This window comes from Neobacillus sp. OS1-2 (assembly GCF_030915505.1).
Classification (GTDB): Bacteria; Bacillota; Bacilli; order Bacillales; family Cytobacillaceae; genus Neobacillus.
The window spans coordinates 3,025,582-3,049,006 of record NZ_CP133265.1 but is presented as its reverse complement, the minus strand read 5'-3'; the positions used below and the strand labels follow the sequence as shown (position 1 = coordinate 3,049,006).

21 protein-coding genes and 1 riboswitch are annotated in these 23,425 nt (G+C 40.3%); of the genes, 3 read left to right on the top strand and 18 right to left on the bottom strand.

Going from position 1 to position 23,425, the window contains the following annotated elements:
* Positions 1-33: 33 nt before the first annotated feature.
* Complete coding sequence (locus RCG19_RS14965; RefSeq protein WP_308107793.1) at positions 34-711, top strand: SDR family NAD(P)-dependent oxidoreductase; 678 nt, start codon at positions 34-36, stop codon at positions 709-711.
* A gap of 9 nt (positions 712-720) precedes the next feature.
* On the opposite strand, the gene recX is transcribed toward RCG19_RS14965, so the two are convergent.
* A complete protein-coding gene (gene recX / locus RCG19_RS14960) occupies positions 721-1,530 on the bottom strand; it encodes a recombination regulator RecX (RefSeq protein WP_308107792.1) in 810 nt (269 codons plus the stop codon).
* Between the two features lie 172 nt (positions 1,531-1,702).
* Between recX and RCG19_RS14955 the strand changes: the two genes are divergently transcribed.
* Together RCG19_RS14955 and RCG19_RS14950 are read left to right on the top strand one after the other, a co-directional pair.
* Complete coding sequence (locus RCG19_RS14955) at positions 1,703-1,837, top strand: YfhE family protein (RefSeq protein ID WP_166244826.1); 135 nt, start codon at positions 1,703-1,705, stop codon at positions 1,835-1,837.
* Positions 1,838-1,945: 108 nt separating this feature from the next.
* A complete protein-coding gene (locus RCG19_RS14950; protein WP_166244825.1) occupies positions 1,946-2,128 on the top strand; it encodes a YfhD family protein in 183 nt (60 codons plus the stop codon).
* A gap of 53 nt (positions 2,129-2,181) precedes the next feature.
* Here RCG19_RS14950 and RCG19_RS14945 read toward each other — a convergent pair whose 3' ends face one another.
* From RCG19_RS14945 to RCG19_RS14865, 17 genes are all read right to left on the bottom strand, one after another.
* Positions 2,182-2,865 (bottom strand): glycosyltransferase family 2 protein, encoded by a 684-nt coding sequence (locus RCG19_RS14945; RefSeq protein WP_308107790.1) that lies wholly within the window; start codon positions 2,863-2,865, stop codon positions 2,182-2,184.
* A 20-nt stretch (positions 2,866-2,885) separates the two neighbouring features.
* The gene (locus RCG19_RS14940) at positions 2,886-4,184 is read right to left on the bottom strand and encodes a glycosyltransferase family 2 protein (RefSeq protein ID WP_308107789.1); all 1,299 of its coding nucleotides are present in this window, start codon (positions 4,182-4,184) and stop codon (positions 2,886-2,888) included.
* A gap of 181 nt (positions 4,185-4,365) precedes the next feature.
* Positions 4,366-5,361, bottom strand: a complete 996-nt coding sequence (locus RCG19_RS14935) for a homoserine dehydrogenase (protein ID WP_308107788.1) — start codon at positions 5,359-5,361, stop codon at positions 4,366-4,368.
* Positions 5,362-5,431: 70 nt separating this feature from the next.
* A riboswitch (SAM riboswitch) is annotated at positions 5,432-5,543 on the bottom strand.
* 97 nt (positions 5,544-5,640) lie between these two features.
* The gene (argH, locus tag RCG19_RS14930) at positions 5,641-7,017 is read right to left on the bottom strand and encodes an argininosuccinate lyase (RefSeq protein WP_308107787.1); all 1,377 of its coding nucleotides are present in this window, start codon (positions 7,015-7,017) and stop codon (positions 5,641-5,643) included.
* Positions 7,018-7,162: 145 nt separating this feature from the next.
* Positions 7,163-8,374 (bottom strand): argininosuccinate synthase, encoded by a 1,212-nt coding sequence (locus RCG19_RS14925; protein ID WP_166244819.1) that lies wholly within the window; start codon positions 8,372-8,374, stop codon positions 7,163-7,165.
* 82 nt (positions 8,375-8,456) lie between these two features.
* Positions 8,457-9,416: an ornithine carbamoyltransferase gene (gene argF / locus RCG19_RS14920; RefSeq protein ID WP_308107785.1), complete on the bottom strand. Its 960-nt coding sequence runs from the start codon at positions 9,414-9,416 to the stop codon at positions 8,457-8,459.
* Positions 9,400-12,636: a carbamoyl-phosphate synthase (glutamine-hydrolyzing) large subunit gene (gene carB, locus RCG19_RS14915; RefSeq protein WP_308107784.1), complete on the bottom strand. Its 3,237-nt coding sequence runs from the start codon at positions 12,634-12,636 to the stop codon at positions 9,400-9,402. Before carB ends, argF begins: the two co-directional genes overlap by 17 nt.
* A complete protein-coding gene (locus RCG19_RS14910) occupies positions 12,623-13,699 on the bottom strand; it encodes a carbamoyl phosphate synthase small subunit (RefSeq protein WP_308111003.1) in 1,077 nt (358 codons plus the stop codon). Before RCG19_RS14910 ends, carB begins: the two co-directional genes overlap by 14 nt.
* A 5-nt stretch (positions 13,700-13,704) precedes the next feature.
* Positions 13,705-14,904 carry an acetylornithine transaminase gene (locus tag RCG19_RS14905; RefSeq protein ID WP_308107783.1) on the bottom strand — a complete coding sequence of 400 codons (1,200 nt, stop codon included), beginning with the start codon at positions 14,902-14,904 and terminating at the stop codon, positions 13,705-13,707.
* Positions 14,904-15,701: an acetylglutamate kinase gene (gene argB / locus RCG19_RS14900; protein WP_308107782.1), complete on the bottom strand. Its 798-nt coding sequence runs from the start codon at positions 15,699-15,701 to the stop codon at positions 14,904-14,906. Before argB ends, RCG19_RS14905 begins: the two co-directional genes overlap by 1 nt.
* Before the next feature lie 13 nt (positions 15,702-15,714).
* The gene (gene argJ / locus RCG19_RS14895) at positions 15,715-16,944 is read right to left on the bottom strand and encodes a bifunctional glutamate N-acetyltransferase/amino-acid acetyltransferase ArgJ (RefSeq protein ID WP_308107781.1); all 1,230 of its coding nucleotides are present in this window, start codon (positions 16,942-16,944) and stop codon (positions 15,715-15,717) included.
* A 61-nt stretch (positions 16,945-17,005) separates the two neighbouring features.
* The gene (argC, locus tag RCG19_RS14890) at positions 17,006-18,043 is read right to left on the bottom strand and encodes an N-acetyl-gamma-glutamyl-phosphate reductase (protein ID WP_308107780.1); all 1,038 of its coding nucleotides are present in this window, start codon (positions 18,041-18,043) and stop codon (positions 17,006-17,008) included.
* Positions 18,044-18,261: 218 nt separating this feature from the next.
* Entirely contained in the window at positions 18,262-19,017 is a 756-nt protein-coding gene (aroD, locus tag RCG19_RS14885; RefSeq protein ID WP_308107779.1) for a type I 3-dehydroquinate dehydratase, read from the bottom strand.
* Positions 19,017-19,535 carry a shikimate kinase gene (locus RCG19_RS14880; protein ID WP_308107778.1) on the bottom strand — a complete coding sequence of 173 codons (519 nt, stop codon included), beginning with the start codon at positions 19,533-19,535 and terminating at the stop codon, positions 19,017-19,019. The genes aroD and RCG19_RS14880 overlap by 1 nt, the downstream gene beginning before the upstream one ends.
* A gap of 192 nt (positions 19,536-19,727) precedes the next feature.
* Positions 19,728-20,627 (bottom strand): nickel transporter permease, encoded by a 900-nt coding sequence (nikC, locus tag RCG19_RS14875; RefSeq protein ID WP_308107777.1) that lies wholly within the window; start codon positions 20,625-20,627, stop codon positions 19,728-19,730.
* 14 nt (positions 20,628-20,641) lie between these two features.
* The gene (locus RCG19_RS14870; protein WP_308107776.1) at positions 20,642-21,649 is read right to left on the bottom strand and encodes an ABC transporter permease; all 1,008 of its coding nucleotides are present in this window, start codon (positions 21,647-21,649) and stop codon (positions 20,642-20,644) included.
* Between the two features lie 143 nt (positions 21,650-21,792).
* A complete protein-coding gene (locus RCG19_RS14865) occupies positions 21,793-23,409 on the bottom strand; it encodes an ABC transporter substrate-binding protein (protein ID WP_308107775.1) in 1,617 nt (538 codons plus the stop codon).
* Positions 23,410-23,425 lie beyond the last annotated feature (16 nt).

Here is a 23,425-nt window from a genome sequence, read left to right as displayed (position 1 = left end):
TAATAAAGGTATAACTTTGAAAGGAGCCTATTAATGAAGACAATTATTATAACTGGAGCTGGTTCAGGGTTAGGAAAGGAATTAGCCATTCTTTTTTCACAAAAGGGCTATCACCTTTTATTAACTGGAAGAACTTTGGAGAAATTATCAAAGGTAAAAAAGGAAATTGAAACGATGGGTGGAAAGGCAGATATTCTCCAATTAGATATCCGGAACAATGAGGATATTGGAAGCAAAGTGAAAGAATTAAGCAGTAGATACACGATTTTCGGTTTGGTCAATAACGCTGGGATTGGGCATTTTGGCGCATTTACGGAAATAACTGAACAGCAAATCAGCCAAATGATTGATACAAATATCTTTGGGACTATTTTGATGACAAAGGCAGTCCTTCCTGTCCTGCAACACAATAATGCCGGGCAAATTATCAATATTGTCTCCACTGCCGGTTTAAGGGGCAAAGTGAATGAGGCTGTGTATGTTGCTAGCAAGTTTGCGATTAGGGGCTTTACAGAAAGCCTGCAAAAAGAATATGAAGGCAGCGGAATTAAGTTTAACGCTGTTTATATGGGCGGTATGAATACCCCTTTCTGGGACGAAAGCGACCATATAAAAGACAAATCCTCCCTAAGATCTGCCAAGGAAATTGCCGAAATCATTATGGGCCAGTTGGATCAAGATTCAATTGTAATCGAGAGGAAAAACTCATGACGTTTATTGTCATGAGTTTTCTAATTCAGCAAGAAACCTTTCAATTAGATCGAGTGAAAAACCTTTTCTATATAAAACCTGTTTCATCTTTTGCTGATACTCATACCCAACTAATTGGGAAAATTTCCGATGCGCCTTTTCACCTTGATGTCTGATGGCATTCATCTCTTCATCAGCCTCTTTAGGCATTTCTATTTCACTGATAACCATAGCTATTACCTCAAAAGAATACCCTTTTCTAATCAAGACATTCTCAAGCTTTTGTTTTTGAATTTTAGGTGATTCCTTTGCATACTTTTGAAGTAGCTTTTTGCTTAGCTTCGTTGCTTTTTCAATCTGCTGCTCTAAGGGAAATTCTTCTAGGGCGCGTTGGAGAATCTTCTCTTCCATTCCCTTTTCCCTTAATTCCATTTTGATGACATTAGGGCCTTTATCAGTTGTATTCGCTAGTGTCCTTACGAAGGCTAACGCAAATTCCTCATCATTGATGTATTTTTGAGCGGTCAACCTATGTATGACTTCTTTTATGATTGGTTCGTCTATTTCCTTTTTTAGAAGGTAATCCTTAATCTCTTTTTCCGCTCTCATTCTTCTTGCCAAATAATTTACGGCTAGGTTGTAGGCCTTGCGAATGTCATCTTGGTATTGAATTTCTAAGAGTGAAAAATCATCAAGCTCCATTCCCTTTTTTAATTGATGTTTGATGAATACATCACTATCAACACTAAATGCAAATTCTTCGCCTTTGCCATAATCCATGAACACATTAAAACGATCTTTATTTTTCTGCTGCGTGGTGATCTTTGTTATAATGGCCAATTCCTTCACCTCAGCATTACTTTATCATAATTTACATTGCTAGTTCGATGTAAATAAATATATTTTCCACAAATTAGTATCATTCCTTTTCGAATAGGTAAAAATGGAAATGAGTTTTTTTCTACTTCGCTTGATGACGATTGACTATTAATTGTTGAAAGGAATGAGCAAAATGGCAGAAAAGAAGAAAAAGGATAGGGATAGAGGCAAGTATACGCTTTCGAGCATGCAGGAAGTATCCTATCAAAGGGAATTTAAAATGGCTGACCGTGCTGGCGGTTATCATGACAGAAAAACAAAGCTTTAATTCGCTTAAAGATTTTTCCACTAATGAACCTCTTCCTACCTGTAAAAGCTAGTAATGAGGAGCGATTCCGGCTCCTTATTATGTTTACACATGAAAGGGGTTTTTCTAATGGGTCGGTCACGAGGACAAAGAAGTCGCGATAAAAATAAAGCATCACTTCCACAAGTGCCGAAAAGCATGAAATCTGATGGAATGGATGTAGAGTATTCACAAGAATTAGCAGATAACGCGGACTTGGAAGCACAAGCCCGCGCGAATGCGGCTAACCAGCGCGCCCGAAAAGGCAAGTAATCCTCTCTAAAGAAAAGTGGAAGCAGGTTTGGCCTGCTTCCACTTGATTAGAATTACTTCCTATTTGATACAATGGACTCGAAATTTTCTGTATAGCCGACTAAATCACCCCACTCCATTAAATCTTCATCGGAAATCTTCCACGTATGTTTGTCTGAGTCATTACGAATAACGGCAAAATGTCGTGGGTCTGTAGAATAAACGTGAAAGCCTGCTTTTTTCGATTGATCAATAAACCAGTAATCCTCGGCACGATTTACCTTTTCAAAGCGAACATAATGAAAAATGTCTTTCCTAAACAGTAACGTTGCTCCTGCAACCGTATCTGTCATAGAATTCTCTGTACCATTCACATGAATCAAGGCTTTTTTATTTTTAAAATAAATATAGTAAGAGCTTTTTCCAACGATTGAAACCTGTTTATTAGTAAAAGATTCGATTGAACTTGCAATATATTCGGGACCGTAATAATCATCGTCATCAAATTTCGCAATAATATCATATCCTGCGTTCATTACCCCAAAATTTAAGCAATCCCCCAGTGTTGCTTTTTCATGCAATTGAAATACCCGGACATTAGAATAATTTTGGGCCTTTTTGATCCATTGGTCAATATCCATCGAATCCCTATTCAGGATAATGATCAATTCTTTATCTGGCCAGGTTTGTTGTTGGTAATTTCTGAAGACATTATCGATGCTCTCTTCTCTTATCGTACACGTTATAATAGAAACCACATTTTTCACTCCTTCAACTATTAGGAATTTATAACCTGCTTTAAAAAGTTTGCTAAATTGGGATAGCCGCTTAGACTTTTTGTATCAGTAAGGAGTTCTTTCCGCTGCTCTGAAGTAAAGCCTGAAGCACCTAAGATATTGAAATGACGGATATCGACTTGGAGCATCAGGATGATGGTTTCAAGTATATGGACAAATTTTTCTTGAAATTTTTTAAACTGTTCAGGGCTCGATTGTCCAAGTGCTTTATATTCTCGTAAAATCTTACTCATCGTTAGGAGATCAGTAAGTCCGGTAAGCTCAAGTCCTAGGATGAGGACATCAACATCATGATGTTTGATCGTAAACAGGCCAAAGTTTCCAACTGCTTCCTTCCATTTACTTTCGCCAACGGGATGCTCCTGATGGTAGGTAATTAATTGTTCGCTGACCATGTACTCCGCACCCATTTTGTATAACCGGTATCCTAATTCCCAGTCTTCATAACCATAGTGATAAAACTCTTCATCAAACCCACCAGCCTGGACAATCAATTCCTTCTTGATCGAGACATTCCCGGTTAGAAAGGCCATCCATGGAAACGCAAAGCCTTCTAAATCATTTCCGTAATTTCTTATTATTTGCCGAAACCACGGGAAGGCATTAAAGGCAAGATCTCGATAGGTGTTACGAGTTAAATCGTCTTTATTTAATAATGGGAATGGTTGATCAAGATTGCCATTACGGTTACGAAATCTCGTATATATTTCCTTATTATTTTTGGTTAAATCTGTAATTTCATCTATTTTTTTCTCAGAGAAGGCCGGGAAAACACATGAATAAAGTGCTTTGGAATGCATAACCCCAGACAAAATGAGGTTATTCTTGGTTTGGTGATGCTTATAGTGATTAGCAACAAAATCGGGTTCCACCATCATTTCTGCATCAAGAAAAATCAGCAGGCTTCCTCTTGCAGAGCGAATACCTAAATTCCTGACCTTTGCCCTCCCCAACTTTTCTTTACTATGGATATATTTAAAATGGTATTGCGGGGAATACCCTTTTAGTTGATCGTCCGTTTGATCTGTAGAGGCATCATTAATAAAGATTACCTCCATTCTTGCTGGATGAAAGGTTTGGAGTTCAAGTGAATAGAGGGTAAATAGATTAAGCGGATATTTATTTTGTGATGGGATAATAATACTAACTTCAATATCGTGATTGTCCTTATTAACTGGGGATACTTCCGCATCGGTACTTATTGGGGGATATTGCTTCATCTTTTTTCGCGTATTTTCATTTTTAAAGCTTTTTGACCATGTAAAGCTGTTTTCTAACATGACGCACCCCTTCATTTTTTGTTTTCATCAAATAACTAGTCCCATTGGTCGAGCTTTTACACAATATGATAACCATTTGATTTTGACTAAACTTAAGCCTAGTTTAGGTGATTTCGGATGCAATTTGTTTTGGAGAAAACAAAAAAAGAGCATGAGAGGCTCTTTCCTGAGGGATTTATTTTTATATTGTTAATGCCGTTGACCGGGGAGCAGCAGCATTGTTTTTACACACGTAAACCAAATCCTCGATGACAGCACTTGCCGTTGGAAACATCCCAGCACCTGGTCCTTGAAGCGTGATTTCACCAACAATGTCAGATTGAATACTAACAGCATTTTGTACCCCTTCCACATGGTAAAAAGGATGATCCCTTCCAATCAGTGCCGGTTTAACTGTCGCTTTAATTTGATCACCCGATCTGCTAATAGTGGCAATATGTTTATACTTTAACCCTATTTTTTCTGCCGATTCAATCATTTCACTTGTGATGGTTGTAATCCCTTCCCGCTCCACTTCATGCCAATTTGGTTCATCTCCAAAGGCGATTCTGCTAAGAATCATGGTTTTATAAAAAGCATCAAACCCTTCGACATCATTTGTGGGATTAGCCTCGGCAAACCCGTTCACTTGGGCTAATTTCAGTGCCTGTGCAAATGATTGCTTTTTCTCACGCATTTCAGACAGAATGAAATTCGAAGTCCCATTCAGGATTCCTTGAACTTGTTTTACACGATTGATATTTAATAATTGTCTTAGTGTTTGAATAACCGGAATCCCACCGGCGACTGTTGCTTCATAGCCAACCGATACATTATTTTCATTCGCTAGCTCCAACAGCTCTTTTCCATGATGGGCAAACATTTCCTTATTAGCGGTAATAACATGACAGCCATGTTCAATTGCCTTTTTCAAAAATGAAAAGGGCGGTTCTCTGTCGACGATGGCTTCGACAACAATATCAAGCTGCGGAAGGCGGAGAATTTCTGCAAATTCTGTAGTAACAAGAACCTCCTCACTAATATTTCTTGGCTTTTGCTTGTTTTTTATCAGAACAGCCGCCACTTCCACTTTTTTCCCTAATACCGCTGTTAACACCTCCGCATGAGATTGAATCGTCCGATAAACTCCTTCACCAACCGTTCCAAAACCTAGAATTGCCACTTGTAATACAGCCATGGTCATTCGCCCCTTTCATTTTTTTGTATACAGGAAAAGCCCTCTTCATAAGAAGAGGGCTAGATTCCTCCCCTTATCTTTCAGGTTAAAATTAACCTGCAGGAATTAGCACCTTTTCAAGGAATACCTTGATGGTTGCCGGGCTTCATCGGGCCTAGTCCCTCCGCCGCTCTGGATAAGAGTTTTATTTAATTTTTCTTTAAATTTCCAAAGTTATAAAAAGAATATTAGCTGAATCTTCTGGTAATGTCAATAGGTTCTTATTAACCTTGCTCAGCATTATTCTTCCAATTTCCCCTCAGCAAGGATAATTTGTTTCATCACCTGTTCAGGAGCTGTACCGCCAAAGCTGTTTCTCACGGCCACAACATGCTCAGGAGCCAATACCTGATAAATATCGTCCCCAAATAATGCACTGAACTCTTGATATTCCTCAAAACGTAAATCCAATAAAAATTTGTTGTTTTGAATAGCATACAACACTATTTTTCCAATTACTTCATGGGCTTCACGGAACGGCAAGCCTTTTCTAACCAAATAATCAGCAATATCTGTTGCATTGGAAAAATCATTGTTGATTGCCTTACGCATCACATCTTTCTTGACCGTCATCGTTTCGATCATTGGTGCCAAAAGCTTTAAGGAGCCTTCTAGTGTTTCCACTGTGTCAAACATACCTTCCTTATCTTCTTGCAGATCCTTGTTGTAGGCGAGTGGCAAGCCCTTTAAGACGGTCAATAAGCCGATTAAATTCCCATAAGTACGGCCTGTTTTCCCTCTAAGCAGCTCCGGTACATCCGGGTTTTTCTTTTGTGGCATGATACTTGAGCCTGTGCAGAATGAATCATCCAACTCCACAAACTGAAATTCCTGGCTTGACCAAATGACCAATTCCTCAGAAAGTCTTGAAATATGTGTCATGATGATGGAACCAATCGATAAAAATTCTAGAATAAAATCACGGTCACTTACCGCATCCATACTGTTGGGATAAACAGTTTCAAATCCGAGCAGCTCGGCCACACGTTCACGGTCAATCGGGAAGGTTGTCCCTGCCAGGGCACCTGAACCCAGCGGAAGCCAATTAATTCGTTTTAACGAGTCGATTAATCTTTCTTTATCACGTTCAAACATCCAAAAATAGGCCATGAGATGATGGGCAAACGAAACCGGCTGGGCCCGCTGTAAATGCGTATACCCAGGAATTAATGTTTCTACATTTACTTTTGCTTGAGAGATCAATGCCTGCTGGACATCCTCAAGTAATTTTATTAGTTCTGTTGTTTTTGTTCGTAAATATAGATGCATATCGGTCGCCACTTGATCATTTCGGCTGCGTCCCGTATGAAGCTTGCCGCCGACAGGGCCTATTTTTTCAATTAATAATTTTTCAATATTCATATGAATATCTTCATCGGCTACTGAAAATTCAACCTCGTGATTATCTACCATCTCTTTTATGGATAGGAGACCATCCTTAATTTTCTCAGTATCATCCATTGGAATAATGCCGCATTCCCCTAACATTTGAACATGGGCAAGGCTGCCGGCAATATCCTCTTTTGCTAGTTTTTGATCAAAAGTGATAGAAGCTGTGAATTCTTCAACCAATTTATTTGTTTCTTTCGTAAAACGTCCGCCCCATAGCTTAGACATGTGTGTTTCTCCCTTCAAACTGGGCTATTTTTGGTATTTTTCTTTTTTATCAGCGAATTTTAAGTGTATATCGACGAATCGCAAAATACCTTACATTCAATAGAAGTTTGCCCCCGAATTTCCACCTTCGAGGGCAATGTCCATATTATTTAAGAACCGATTCTTTCTTATTAACCTCTGAATATACTTTTGTCGGTAATCCCCAAAGCTTAATAAAACCAACCGCCGCATTATGATCAAAAGCGTCGCCTTTTGCATATGTTGCCAATTCCTCGTTATACAAGCTATGCGGTGATTTACGGCCTACAACCGTATGATTTCCTTTATGAAGCTTGACACGGATTGTACCGGAAACCGTTTTTTGCGTTTCATCAATAAAAGCATCTAGAGCGGATTTTAACGGCGAATACCAAAGACCTTCATAGATAATCTTCGCCATCTGCTGTTCAACTTGCGTCTTAAATTGTGAAACTTCGCGAGGTAATGTCAAAAATTCTAATTCTTTATGTGCATTAATTAAAATTAATGCTGCTGGATTTTCATACACTTCACGAGACTTGATTCCGACTAATCTATTCTCAATATGATCGATACGGCCAACCCCATGCTTGCCGCCAAGCTCGTTCAATGTTTCGATTAATTGTACTAATGGAAGTTGCTCGCCATTTAAGGAAACAGGGACACCTTGTTCAAATTCAATTTCCACGTATTCTGCCGCATCCGGTGTTAATTCAATTGGATTCGTCCAATCGAATGCTGCTTCCGGCGCCTCTGCCCATGGATCTTCAAGAACGCCAGCTTCACAAGCACGCCCCCAGATGTTAGCATCAATCGAGAATGGATTGTCTAAATCAACTGGGATTGGAATGCCGTTTTCTTCGGCATAGGCAATTTCTTCATCACGGGTCATACCCCATTCACGAACGGGAGCGACCACCTTTAAACTTGGATTTAATGCTTGGATGGAAACCTCGAATCGAACCTGATCATTCCCTTTACCGGTACAACCGTGGGCAACAGCTGCAGCGCCCTCCTTTTCCGCAACCTCTACTAATAATTTTGAAATGAGCGGTCTTGAAAGCGCCGATGATAGCGGGTACTTTCCTTCATATAAACAATTAGCTTTCAAAGCTGGAAGAATATATTCCTTCGCTAACAATTCCTTAGCATCTACGATATATGCTTTAACAGCACCAACATTCAGTGCCTTTGTTTTTATCGCCTCTAGATCCTTACCTTCGCCAACATCAAGACCTAATGCAATCACATCATATCCATATTTTTCTTGAATCCACTTTACTGATACGGAAGTATCCAAACCGCCTGAGTATGCTAAAACAATTTTTTCCTTCGTCATCTGTATTCTCCTTGCGTCATGTATGAATTTTTATTCAACCAATAGAATTATTATACAATTAATCTTATAAAAAATGAAACTATTATGCAAGTAAAAGTTTTAAAATTGACTTTTGTGCATGCAGGCGGTTTTCTGCTTCATCAAAAACAACTGAATGAGGTCCATCAATAATTTCCGCGGTAACCTCTTCGCCCCTATGAGCCGGTAAACAGTGTAAGAAAATAAAATCCTTCTTCGCATACTTACACAATTCCTCATTAACCTGGAAGCCTCGGAATGCCTCTAATCTTAATGCCGTTTCTTCTTCCTGGCCCATGCTGGTCCAAACATCCGTCACCACGACATCGGCATCTTTCACTGCTTCCAGCGGATCATTCATAACCGTAACCGTACTTCCTGTAAGCTTACCCACTTGAATGGCCTGTTCTGTTATTTTGCCATTTGGCAAATATCCAGCCGGGCTGGCAATGCTTATATTCATCCCCACTTTAGCCGCGCCCTCCATTAGCGAATGGGCCATATTGTTATTGCCATCACCAATATAACAAAGCTTTATACCAGCCAATTTACCTTTGTGCTCTAAGATGGTCAGCAAGTCTGCCAGCACCTGCGTTGGATGCTGCAGGTCCGTTAGCCCATTTATTACCGGGACTGTTGCGTGCTCTGCTAATTCTTCTACTGATTCATGTGAAAAAGTTCGAATCATGATGCCGTCGACATAACGGGATAACACTTTCGCTGTATCGGAAATGCTTTCTCCTCTTCCGAGCTGAATGTCCTTCGAACTTAGGAAAATCGCATGACCTCCGAGCTGCAGCATTCCCACCTCGAAAGATACTCTTGTACGGGTAGAAGATTTTTCAAAAATCATTCCCAATACCTTCCCGTTTAAGTGCGGCTGGGGTGTACCTTGTTTCTGCAGTGCCTTTAACTCCTGAGCCGCTTCAAGCAGATAGAGGATTTCATCTGTAGTAAAATCCGACAGCTGTAAAAAATCCTTTCCCTTTAATTCTTGCTTTTTCAATTTATATGCTTCTAACATGTTCGGCACCCCTTTTTTCCAAATCGTAATACTCACATACTGTAAGGACTTCAATCTCTGACTTGGATTGATTTTGTAAACCACTAGTCGCTGCAATTGTATCTAAATGTGTAAATACAGGTATTTTGTAACGAACTGCATGCTCACGAATTTGAAAACCAAACTTTTGTTTTTGTCGGCCTTGGTTCGGTATATTAATGACTGCTTTTATTGGCTGTTTTCGAAAAAGTTCACCGACATCTTGATCGTCCGTAGCTACCTGTTCAACCGATATTCCATTATTTCGTAAAAACAATGCAGTGCCTTCTGTTGCCGCAATCTGATAATCCTGGTTGATAAGATCGCGAATGATTGGGAGACTTGCTGTTTTTTCCCGATCGGAAATAGAACAAAACAGATACTTTTCTTCCGCTTTTCCCCCAAGAGCCGGGAGTGCTTTTTCAAGAGCTGCTTGAAACGTTACGCCCATTCCGAGTGCTTCGCCAGTTGATTTCATTTCCGGCCCTAGCACATGGTCAACGCCCTTAAGCTTACTGGATGAAAATATGGGGGCTTTTACAGAATAATAACCCGGTTCAGGAAGTAAACCTTGAACTTCCGATAAATCGGATAATTTCTCCCCTAATTGGGCACTGACTGCCCAATCAATCATCGGAATACCTGTTACCTTACTGATAATTGGCACGGTTCTTGATGAACGCGGATTTACTTCGAGCACAAAAACCTGATTTTCATAAACCACATATTGAATGTTCATCATGCCGATAACTGGTGCCGATATAGCAATTTTCTCTGCATACTGAATGATCGTTTCTTTTACCACTTCAGACATTGAGATGGGCGGGAACACCGATATGCTGTCACCAGAGTGAACACCGGCTTTTTCAATATGTTCAAAAATCCCCGGAACTACGATTTGGTCTCCATCACAAATAACATCAATCTCACATTCTAGTCCTGGTAAAAATTTATCTACTAATAGCGGCCACATCGCATCATATGAATTATTCTCAAGCTGGGAAATATACTGCCCTAATTCCTCTTCTGAAAAAATTGTAAACATCGCCTGACCGCCAATGACGTACGACGGGCGTACGAGAACCGGGTATCCTAGTTTTGCTGCAGCTTCCACTAGCTCTTCAGGATGCGATACCGTTTTTCCTTCGATATGCGGGATGCTTAAGTCTTCCAGCAATTGATAAAATTCTTTTCTGTCTTCAAGAAGATTAATATTTTCAACGGTAGTTCCTAAAATCTTGACACCCTCTTCTTCTAAAGCATGGGCCAAATTAATCGCTGTTTGCCCGCCGAACTGGATCAATACACCCTCGACTTGTTCTTTTTCAATGACATGGAGGACATCTTCAGCAGCAAGTGGTTCGAAATAAAGACTGTCTGCAATGGAATAATCGGTACTGACTGTCTCCGGATTGTTATTAATGACAACTGCCTCATAGCCTTTTTTCTTAATCGCCATTGCGGCGTGGACAGAGCAGTAATCAAATTCAATTCCCTGGCCAATCCGAATCGGTCCTGACCCAATGACCAGAATTTTTTTCTTATTTGTTGGCTCTACTTCATCTACACCGTGCCATGTTGAGTAATAGTAAGGTGTGACCGCATCAAATTCTGCTGAACAGGTATCAACCATCTTATAGCCCGGTTTCCAGTCAAATTCTTTCCACTGATTTCTGACTTGTTTTTCTGGGATATTAAAAATTTGCGATAAAAGCTTATCTGCAACATTATTTCGTTTTGCTTCTTTCAGCAGCGCTGTTGGAACATTGCTCCATTCATAGGAGGCAAGTTCTGTTTCTAACGCAACGATTGAGCTAATTTTGTGCAAAAACCATGGGTCAATCTCGGTCAACTGATGCACTTTTTCAAGCGAGATACCTCTGCGGAATGCTTCAGCAATAACAAATAAACGCTGATCATTGGCGATTTCAAGCAATTCAAAAAGGACTTCTTCACTTAATGAATGGTTTGTATCGCGGCAAAGTCCATACACGTTCATTTCCATTGACCGGATTGCTTTATTTAAAGCCCCTTCAAACGTCCTGTCGATTGCCATGACCTCTCCAGTTGCTTTCATTTGTGTCCCTAGTGTTCTATCTGCTTCAGGGAACTTGTCAAATGGGAATCGAGGCAGTTTTACCACAATATAATCAATCGCTGGCTCAAACGAAGCAAAGGTATTACCTGTTATCGGGTTCACAATTTCATCGAGGTGATATCCTACCGCACATTTTGCTGCCATACGGGCAATCGGGTAACCAGTAGCCTTCGAAGCAAGTGCAGACGAACGACTTACCCTTGGATTCACTTCAATGATGTAATATTGATTGGATTCCGGATGCAGCGCGAACTGGATATTACATCCGCCAATAATTTTTAGCTCTCTGATTACTTTTATCGAAACGTCACGGAGCATTTGATACTGAACATCTGTTAATGTCTGCGATGGAGCGACAACGATGGAATCACCTGTATGAACGCCGACTGGATCCATGTTTTCCATATTGCAGACTATGATGCACGTATCATTTGCGTCTCTCATGACCTCATATTCAATTTCCTTCCAGCCTTTAATACTTTTTTCGACTAACACTTGTTGGATGGGACTTGCTGCTAAGCCTTTCTTAAGGACGATTTCAAGTTCTTCGTCATTGTAGGCAAAACCGCCCCCTTCTCCCCCAAGGGTATAGGCTGGACGAATGATGACCGGAAAGCCAATTTCTTTCACAAAAGCTTCGCCTTCTGCAAAACTGTGTATGATCGCTGATTCCGGTATTGGTTCCCCGATTTCCAGCATTAGGTTACGGAACCTTTCACGGTCTTCCCCGTTTTTGATTGATTCGACGGAGGTGCCAAGGAGTTTTACATTGTATTTTTCTAATATGCCTTGTTCATACAGCTGAACGGTTAAATTCAAACCTGTTTGCCCACCAAGGGTACCAATGACCCCATCAGGCTTTTCTTTTTGAATGATTTTTTCAATTGTTTCAACGTTTAATGGCTCGATATATACCTTGTCGGCAATCGCCTCATCTGTCATGATTGTCGCAGGGTTATTATTGATTAAAACAACTTCTATCCCTTCCTCTTTAAGGGCAATACATGCCTGTGTACCGGCATAATCAAATTCTGCTGCCTGGCCGATCACAATTGGACCAGATCCAATAACAAGTACTTTTTTTAGTTTTTTATTTAGCGGCATATACTGTCTCTCCCATTGATGCTAACTGTTTTACGAAATCTTTCAGAATATATTCGGTATCACTTGGCCCAGGATGTGCTTCCGGATGAAATTGTACGGTTTGGATAGGAAAGTTTTGATGCTTCAGACCCTCGATTGATTTGTCATTTACATTTCTGTATGTGACATCAAAAACTTTTTCATCAATGCTTTCATCAACGACGACATAGCCGTGATTTTGTGCTGTTATTTTAACCTTGCCAGTATTTATTTCCTTAACCGGATGGTTGCCGCCGCGATGGCCATATGCAAGCTTTGTAGTTTTAGCTCCATAGGCAAGGGCAATCAGCTGGTGTCCTAGGCAAATTCCTAGTGTTGGAAATTGCTGGCTTATTTTCTTAATCTCAGGGAACCACTGTTTTAATTCCATGGGATCGCCAGGTCCGTTACTTAACAGGACACCATCGGGATTCAGTGCTTTCACTTTTTCAAAAGAAGTATTGTATGGCACAATCGTCACCGCACAATTTTCTTCTAATAGCGCATTTAGGATCGACTTTTTATAGCCAAAATCATATAGAACGATATGTGGCCCGCTATTTTTGAAAAATTGTGTCTTTTTTGTTGATACTTTGTCTACCCAAAATGCCTGGTTTCCTGTTGTTGGCAAGTTTGTTTTCTTCTTATAGCTTAAGTACCCTTTAACAGTACCGCGACTGCGAATGGTTTTCACGAGAAGTCTCGTATCAACTCCTGCGATTCCAGGAACCCCTGCCTGTTTAAGTTTTTCCGAGAATTTATTTATTGATTGATAGTGGCTCGGTGTTTCACATAAATCGCCAATGATCACTCCTGATAAGGCTGGTGAAATACTTTCATCATCGATAGCATTAATTCCATAGCTTCCGATAATCGGATAGCAGAAAGTAATGATTTGGCCGGCGTATGATGGATCAGTAATAATTTCTTGATAGCCCGTCATGCTCGTGTTAAAAACTACTTCTCCGAGCGAATCCTTCTCTGCACCGATTAGAACGCCTTCAAACACTTCTCCCGTTTCCAAAGTAAGATAACCATTCTCCAAAATACTCACGCGCCTTTCTCTATACTTTGGAAAGCACTTTCCAATTTGTTGGCAAATTCATTCACTTCTTCTTTTGTGGCGGTCAACGGAGGCAAAATCCGTACCACATTCGGGCCTGCAGATAAAATTAGCAGATTGTTTGCTATCGCTTTTTGGACAATTTCTAAGGCGCTGGTCTCGACAACCAACCCTTTTAGCAGCCCGGTGCCACGGATTTCTTTTATAACAAGGTACTTTTCTTTTAGAATTTGAAGTTGTTGATCTAAATACGCTGATATGTCGACAACGTGTTTGAGTACGTCACTTTCAAGGATATGTGTAATGGTCGCAAGCCCTGCCGCCGTCGCAAATGGGTTCCCGCCAAATGTGCTGCCGTGGCTGCCCGGCTCAAACCCCTTTGCTGCTTCTTCTTTTGCAATAATGGCTCCGATTGGAAATCCTGAGCCAAGACCTTTGGCGATGCTGATAACATCCGGTTCAATACCATATTGTTCGTAGGCGAAAAGTGTACCCGTTCGTCCGATGCCTGTTTGAATTTCATCCACCATTAGCAGAATTTCGTTATCTTTACAAATTTGGGCTAGTTTTTTCACCCAATCTGGGTTGGCAGGAATCACTCCTCCTTCGCCCTGGACAAGCTCTAGCAGGACCGCGGCAGGTTTGATTGTCTGAAGCTGATCAAGTGCTCCATTGTCATTAAACGGCAGGTAGCTGAATCCGGGCATGAGCGGAGAAAATCCCTGTTGAATTTTTTCCTGGCCTGTGGCGGTTAAGGTGGCTAATGTTCTTCCATGGAATGATTGCTGAAAGGTGACAACTTCGTTTGAGCCACTTCCCTTAACATTGTTAGCATATCTTCTTGCTAGTTTAATGGCTGCTTCATTCGCTTCTGCCCCGCTGTTACAAAAAAAGACTTGATCGCCGCAGCTGTTCGCCGTAAGCAATGCTGCAAGCTCCTCTTGGTTTGGAATGTGGTAAAGGTTTGAGCAGTGCCATAGGTTTTGTAATTGTTCTTCAAGTTTTTCTTTCACTGGATCGGGAACATGCCCTAGGTTACAGGTGGCAATCCCAGAAGTGAAATCTAAGTATTTGTTTTCTTGATCGTCCCAAACATAACTTCCTTTTCCCTTTACAAGGGTGATGGGGAAGCGTGCGTATGTTGGCATTACCGGTGAGATTTGTGAAACAGTTTTGTTGGCAGCCATTATGCAATCACCTCTTCTAGAACTATTTTTGTTCCAACATTTTTTCCATTTGTATAATCTAGTAAGCTATTTTTTTCAAAGCCGTTTATGATTCCAACCTCTGGTATGTTATGAACCAGCCCGTCAATTGCTGCCGTTACTTTAGGAATCATACCGCCGTAGATTGTTTGATTAGTAATCATTTCTTCAATCATTTGTTTTGATACTCTATCAAGTTTGGTTTTCACACTATCTTTCTCGATTAAGACCCCAGGGATATCACTGATAAAGCATAAATTTGCTTCAAGTGCTTTGGCGATTGCTGATGCAGCAATATCACCATTAATGTTGTAGTGCTGGCCGCCTGCATCAACCCCAATTGGAGAAATGACAGGAATATATCCTTGATTTACAATGCCTGCAATGATACTTTCATTCACTTCGACCACTTCGCCGACAAAACCTAAAGTTTCAGCATCATGACTAGGTTTTGCTTTCAACAAGGTGCCATCAACACCACTTATTCCAATTGCTCTTCCATTAACTTCAGCAATATTTCTTACTACTTGTTTATTTACCATGCCGCTTAAGACCATTTCAACAATATCCAACACCTCGTGGTTTGTTACTCTTAAACCATTCACAAAGGTGGTCTCAACGTTTAAGTTTTTTAATAACTGATTAATTAAAGGGCCACCGCCGTGCACGATTACCGGTACCCATTCACCAGAATGATACATCTTCACAACGTCCTCATAAAAAGACCTTGGCAGATTTTCTAACACACTTCCGCCGCACTTAATGACTAAATATTTCATTTTCACTTCCCCCTTAAGTGCGGTAAGATGCGTTAATTTTTACATAGTCGTAAGTAAGGTCGCATCCCCAAGCAGTTGCGCTGTACTCGCCTTGATGTAAATGAACTTGAATCACAACATTTTCATTTTCCAAATAGCCTTTTACTTCCTCTTCATCAATCGGACAAGGCAGCCCTTTTTCAAATACTTTGTATTGCCCTAAAGAAACCTCCAATAAATTCGGCTCGATTGGAACCCCACTGTAACCGGCAGCCGTTACAATTCTTCCCCAATTTGGATCTGTACCGTAAATAGCTGTTTTTACAAGATTAGAAGAAATAATTGATTTTCCTACTGCTCTAGCTGCATTTAGACTAAAAGCCCCCTCAACTTGCACCTCAACTAGTTTAGTTGCTCCTTCGCCGTCACGGGCAATTTTTTTAGCTAGTGATTCGCAAACGATTTGTAAACCCTGTTTAAAAATGCCCCATTCTGGATGGTCCATCGTCAGTTGCTTATTGTCAGCTAAACCGTTTGCCATGACTAACACCATGTCGTTCGTGCTGGTGTCTCCATCGACGGTTATCATATTAAATGTGGTATTGGTTACCTCTCTTAATGCATGTAGAAGGTCTTCCTGGGCAACACTTGCATCTGTTGTAACAAAGCCAAGCATCGTCGCCATATTTGGATGAATCATTCCCGATCCCTTAGAAGTCCCTCCGATGCTCACTTGTTTACCATCAATGGTAAACTGTACAGCAATCTGTTTTGTACATGTATCAGTTGTTAAAATGGCTTGTTTGAAGTTTTCTTCGTTTTCATATTCTTCCTGGAGGATTTGCTTAATACCAGTTTCAATTTTATCCATTGGCAACAGTTCTCCAATAACCCCTGTGGATGTGACAGCAACCAGATGTTCTGGAATTCCTAATTCGATTGCAAATCCTTTTTGCATAGCCAGTGCATCAGCTACTCCTTGCTCGCCAGTGCAAGCATTGGCATTACCAGAATTCACGAGGATCGCTTGGGCTTTATTTTCTTTTGCAATACTTTCTTGCGTAACAAGTAATGGTGCCGCTTGGAAAATATTTGTGGTATACACACCGGCAACCGTGGCTGGCACTTCAGAAACAATATACCCAAGATCAAGTCGTTTTCTTTTAATACCACAGTGCATTCCGCCTGCTTTGTACCCTTGTGGAACTGTTATACTCCCATCCTCTAGAACAACAATTTCATTTACTGATGTTGCTTGCGCCAATTTTATTTCCCCCTTATTTTCCCTTTGGTCGTATAACTAGGTATCTAATAATTTATGAATTTTAAGGATACAATGGAATATCTGTAAGTCCTGTCCGTTCATCCCATCCGTTCATTACATTTGCATTTTGAATTGCCTGACCAGCTGCCCCTTTTACTAAATTATCGATGACGGAAATGACCGTTAAGCGATTAGTTCGTGGATCCACATAAAGGCCGATATCACAAAAATTACTGCCAAGTACCTCTTTAGTGGTTGGAACATTTCCAATAGGCCGAACCCTCACAAAGGGATGCTTTTCATAATATTGAGTATAAATTTCTATAACTTCCTCTGTTGAAATATAATCTTTTAGATTCATATACATCGAACACATAATACCGCGTGACATCGGAACCAAATGTGTCGAGAAAGTAATGGCGATCTCTATCCCTGTTTCATCTTGAAGGACTTGCTCAATTTCGGGAATATGTTGATGCGCTCCCAGCTTATAAGCTCTGACATTATCATTTATTTCCGCATAATGTGAAGTTAATGTAAGGCCCCTGCCTGCACCAGTTACACCTGATTTTGCATCAATGATGATTGACTTTTCATCTACAAACCCTTTTTTTACAATTGGTATTAAGCCAAGTGTCGTTGCAGTAGGGTAGCAGCCTGGATTAGCTAGCAGATTAGCAGTTTTTATTTCTTCTGAATAAATTTCAGTTAATCCGTATGTTGCCTGTTTTAAATAGTCCTCTGAGGCAGGTGAATGCTTATACCATGACACATATTCTTCAGCACTCCTTAGACGAAAATCTCCAGATAGATCTATACACTTTTTACCTTTTTCCATCATCTTTGGAACAAGCTTGCTGCTTACCCCTGATGGTGTTGCAAAAAAGACAATGTCATTTTCTTCACTTAATCTATCTGCATTAAATGTTTCAAGCGGTTGAACAATTATATTAGAAAGGTGCGGATACACATCGCTAAAATTAAACCCTGCTTGGGAGTTAGAAACGACAGAACCAACCTCCATGTAAGGGTGTTTATTTAATAACCTGACTAACTCAATTGACCCATAACCTGTGCCACCAATAATTGCAGCCTTCATTTCTTCAACTCCCACGTTGCTTATATAATGAATTATTATACATACATGTATATAATTATTCAATATTAAAATGACTTAATTTTTTGCGTTTACTGAAAATAATCAAGTTTAGTAATGAAAACGTTTTCATATTGGTGTAAATTTAGATACAATTTTTATGCATGATAATTAAAAAAACAGCATCCTTTTTGAAAATGGATTGCTGTCCTTTTATAAGATTATTGAAGTAGGTTTAAAATATTTCTTAATTCATTCACTCCAATTTGACCTGGTGCCGATCCCTTCCCTGAAGCTCCAAAGGTTATGGCTGATCCAAACGATCCCCCTGCAAGGCGGCTGATAATCCCCTTAGTTCCCATAGATATCGTAATAAATGGCCTGTCTGCATAGTTTTCATTCATTGTATTGGTTGCTTCCAATAAAGTCAGGACATCCGAGGAATTAGCCGGCATGACGGCAATTTTTGGTAAATCTCCTCCCCATTCCTGCGCCTTCCTTAATCGTTCCACTATTTCCTCTCGCGATGGAGTCTTAATGAAATCATGATTAGAAAGAATAACAAAAACGTCATTTGCATGCGCAGTGTTAATTAGGGCCTTCACTTCGATTTCTTCATTAAACAACTCTATATCAATGATATCAACCATACCGCTTTCAGCCATTGCTTTATTTAATTCAATGTAATATTTATTGCTTATTTCTTTTTCGCCGCCTTCCTTTTTACTTCTGAACGTAAAAATTAGCGGCATATCTGCTAGAATAGCACGTATTTCACCAAGGGCCTCTTTCACGTTTATCATACTCTCTACATGATTAAAAAAATCTGCCCGCCATTCCACAATATCCAAATCTAATGTTTTTAAAAATGCAGTCTCCTCGATTAACTCGGTTTTCGTTCTTCCTATTAAAGAGACACAAATTTTTGGTGCCCCTTCACCAATTGTAATTCCTCTTACTGTTACTGTTTTTTTCATTATCTACCCTTCTCTATTACTGTATTTATGATTAGATCGGCTATTTCCCCAGGAGTATGACCATCCGTAATCACTTTCAAATGATGCTTTGCATACACTTCCTGCCTTTTATAAAAGAGCTCCTCCATTTCTGCTAATGACTTTCCTTGCAATACCGGGCGGCTGTTTATAATTAGATTGATCCGCTCTTTCCATTTTTCAAATGACAAGTCTAGTAAAATAACATAACTGGAAGCCATGCACAGCTCTCTAATGTCTTCTTGCAAAAAGGCACCGCCACCTAAAGACAAAACCTTATTCGTTTGTTCGCATAGACTGGTGATAACACTTTTTTCTTTATCTCGAAAAGCCCGTTCTCCGATTTTTTCAAAAATATCTGAAATCCTCATTTCATACTCTTTTTCTATTTCCTCGTCGACATCAATAAATTCACGACCAAGTTTTTCTGCAACCATTCTGCCGATTGTCGTTTTTCCGACACCCATAAATCCGATAAAAACAATGCTTTTATTAGTCAATCTTTCCGATCCCCCTATTAATCTAAATTAAGAAATTTCAGTTTTTAAATTGGGATTATTATATCTCTAAATCGTGTTAAAAAACAACAATCTCAAGTGGTTATGCTGGGATAAGTATGATTATTATTGATGTAATAATCAATGCTAAACATACTTCAAATTGTAAAAAAACTAGGCGGTGATTGTCACCGCCTAGTTTTTCATTTTCGGATCGAGAACATCCCGGAGTCCATCACCCATTAGGTTAAATCCAAGTACCGTCAGCATAATAGCCATCCCCGGAAAAAATAATGTCCAAGGGGCATTGGTAATGTAGTTTTTCGAATCGGCGAGCATTTTCCCCCATTCAGGCGTTGGCGGTTGAGCACCTAAGCCTAGAAAGCCTAAAGCAGCGGCTTCGATAATGGCAGTGGCAATCGCCAATGTTGCTTGGACAATTACCGGAGAAATACTGTTAGGCAGAATATGTCTCAGAAGAATTCTTGTGTCCTTCATTCCAACAGCTCTAGCTGCCATAATATATTCCTCTTGTTTCACACTTAAAACCTTTGATCTGACAAGCCGGCCAAAATTAGGGATGTTGATAACAGCGATCGCAATGAGCGCATTTTTCAGGGATGGTCCAAGGATTGCAACAACGGCAATCGCTAAAAGGATACTTGGAAAGGCAAGCATAACATCAAAGATTCGGGAAATGATCGCATCGACCCAGCGCCCATAGTAACCTGCCACAATACCAAGCAATGTTCCAAAAACAACAGATCCTAACACTGAGAAAAATCCGACCCATAAAGAAATTCTTGCCCCGTAGATCACACGAGAAAAAATATCACGGCCAAAATCATCGGTTCCGAACCAATGTTTACTTGATGGTGCCTGCATCCGATCAGCTAATACCTGTTCCTTAAATCCATATGGAGCAATCAAAGGAGCGATGATGGCTAAAATGATAAAAAATAAAACGATACATAATCCTGCAAGGGCTAAGCGATTTTTATAAAAGGATTGCCATGCCTCTTTCCATGGTGGTACCAGCTTTTCCTCGGCAGGTGCAACCGCGATGTCTGCAATGTTTTTTGCTAATTCTGCCACTTTTGATCCCCTCCTTATTTTGTAAATTTAATTCTTGGATCCACTATGACATACAATAGGTCAACGATTAGATTGATAAGGACAAATATAGCCGCAATAATTAAAATTCCAGACTGAATGACCGGATAATCACGGTAGCCAATGGCGTCGTATAAATAGCGGCCAATGCCCGGCCAGCTAAAGATCGTTTCTGTTAGGATCGCTCCACCTAGTAGCAGCCCTGTCTGCAATCCAATAACTGTGAGCACAGGAATGATGGCATTTTTGAGCGAGTGCTTGTACACGACCCAAAACATTCTTAATCCTTTTGCTCTAGCAGTACGAATGTAATCTGATTTCATTACCTCAAGCATCGTGGCACGGGTCATCCTTGCGATAATCGCCATCGGGATAGTGGCAAGGGCAATACTCGGTAAAATGAGATGCTTGATGACCGTAATAAATTGAGTAAAATTGCCTTGTAATAAGGTATCAATCATATAAAGATTAGTTATTGCTGTGATCGGATCCCGAACATCCTCTCTTCCTGTTGTCGGAAGCCAGCCTAACTCAATGGAAAAAGCCCATTGTTCCATTAAACCAAGCCAAAAAATCGGCATCGATACACCAATTAAGGCAAGAATCATGGCAGTATAATCAAACCATGAATTTGAAAACCAGGCACTAATAATACCAGCATTGACGCCAATAACAATGGCGATAATCATCGCAACAATGGTTAATTCCAATGTGGCGGCCAGGTAAGGCCATATTTCTTCATTAATCGGTAACCTTGTCTCCAGAGAAACACCTAAATCCCCATGTAAAAGAGATTTTATATAATCGAAATATTGTATGTACCAAGGCCTGTCCAGCCCTAATTGAGCTGTCAAATTGGCAACTGCTTCCTGCGTTGCCCTTTGCCCAAGAATAACTTGTGCCGGATTCCCCGGAATTGCATGAATAATGGCAAAAACAACAAGGGTCATTCCGATTAATACTGGAATTAAGGCTAGTATTCGCCGGACTGTATACGTTAACATAACCATCACCTCTTTTGAAAAAAATACGAAAATAGAACCCCTGTACTTCGATGTTCCATCGGATTTTCACCCTAAACAGAGCCATCTCTCCGCCTAATGGTAAGAAAAGGGGAGGCAATGCTCCCTCCCCTTTTCCCCCATTACTATTTAAATTCCACTTTACTTAAGCATTCTGATCCAGTTGGATGCGGGATGTAATTCAGTACATCTTTAGACGCCGCTAATAGTGGTGTTGAGTGTACAAGCGGTACCCAAGGTGCATCATCATGGATGATTTCTTGAGCCTTTTTATAAAGCTCGTTCCGTTTTGCTTGATCTGTTTCTGTTTGCGCTTCAATTAAGATGTTGTGTAGTTCATCATTGCTGTAGTAAGAGTAGTTGTTGCTGCCAATGGCATCTTTATCAAGCAATGTGTAAATGAAGTTATCAGGGTCACCATTGTCACCTGTCCAGCCAAGCATAAAGGCATCAAACTCTCCTTTTGTTGCTTTTTCTAAATAAGTGGCCCAGTCTACTGATTTGATTTCTGCAGTTACGCCAATTTTGCTTAAGCTTTCTTGGATTACTTCAGCAACCTTCTGTGCTTCAGGCATATATGGACGAGCTACAGGCATTGCCCATAAATCCATTTTAAAACCTTTTTCATAACCTGCTTCCTTCAATAGCGCTTTTGCCTTTTCTAAATCATATGGATACTCTTCAATGGCGTCGTTATATCCTTCAATGGAAGGTGGCATAGGGTTTTTAGCTGGAAGTGCTTTGCCGCCATAGAACGCATCAATGATAGACTTTTTATCAATAGCATAATTAATTGCCTGACGAACAAGCTTATTATCAAATGGTTTGCGTGTATTTGTTAATCCAATATAACCAACGTTCATTGATGGACGTTCGATAATTTGCAGCTTGTCATCAGACTTAACTGTTGCTTCATCAGAATTATTCAATCCATCCATTACATCGATTTCACCTTTTGAAAGAGCATTTAAACGTGCAGCATTTTCCGGAATAACACGGAAGATGATTTTGTTTAACTTCGGTAAACCTTCTTGCCAGTAGTCTGGATTTTTTTCAACGACAATACGGTCTTTCTTTTTCCATTCAACAAATTTAAATGGACCGGTTCCAACCGGATGGCTTCTGAAATCATCGCCCCACTTTTTAACAGCTTCAGGACTGGCAATTCCAAATGGCGACATCGCTAAGTTTTTCAAGAAAGGGGCCTGCGGACGTTTCAAGACGAACTGGACTGTGTACTCATCAAGCGCTTTCACTTCTTTAATGACATGCCCTTCATCCGCTTTATAGCCGCCAAACATGGTGTAATAAGGGAATTTCTCTTCATCCCCATTCATCCAGCGATCAAAGTTAAAGACAACCGCCTCTGCATTAAAATCAGTACCGTCATGGAATTTCACTCCTTGACGCAGGTGGAATGTGTACGTTAATCCATCCTCAGACGGCTCCCACTTTTCAGCAAGTCCCGGTTGGACAGTAGTATCTTTTTCGCCATACTCAAGTAAGGTTTCGAAAATATTTTCAGTGACTTTAAAGGCTTCTCCCTCAGTTGTAGTGATTGGATCCAAAGAAGTGGAATCTCCACCACGGCCATACACAAGTGTATCCTTTTTGGAACCATTGCTTGTGGCTGGCTCTTTTTTGCCGTCAGACTCGCTGCTCGATTTGCTGTTACAGCCAACTAAAAACATGCTGATGGCTAATAAAGAAATCAACAGCAGTGTAAAAGACTTTTTCTTCATAAGCGTTTTAACCCCC